At 71.5% G+C, this 355-nt stretch carries 1 protein-coding gene; it reads right to left on the reverse strand.

From position 1 onward, the window contains the following. Positions 1-355 (reverse strand): diguanylate cyclase domain-containing protein (locus ACEN88_RS34730; RefSeq protein ID WP_413346962.1); only part of this gene is annotated, 355 nt, incomplete at both ends.

Genomic DNA, 355 nt, shown 5'->3' on the forward strand with positions numbered 1-355 from the left:
GTGCGCCAGCCCGTCGAGCCGCGCGGCGACCTGGCGCACGGCATCGTCGCCCGCCTCGATGCCGAGCAGGTCGGCCACTTCCTGCTGGCGTTCCAGCGCGATCAGCAGGAGGACGATCTGTTCGCCCCGCAGCGCGTCCGCCAGCACGCGGCGCAGGTGGTTCAGGTTCGGCAAACCGGTCAGCGGGTCGTGGTCGGCCAGGTAGGCAAGGCGCAGTTCGACCTGCTTGCGTTCCGTGATGTCGGTGAGGCTGTTGACGATCTGGACGGCGCCGCCTTCGCTCCCGAGCTGCGCGGCGAGCTGGATCGCGGTGCGGGTGGCGCCGCTGCCGTCGCGGATCTCCGCCTCCAGCGCA

The sequence above is a fragment of the Massilia sp. CT11-108 genome (assembly GCF_047302915.1).
GTDB lineage: Bacteria > Pseudomonadota > Gammaproteobacteria > Burkholderiales > Burkholderiaceae_D > Telluria > Telluria orientalis.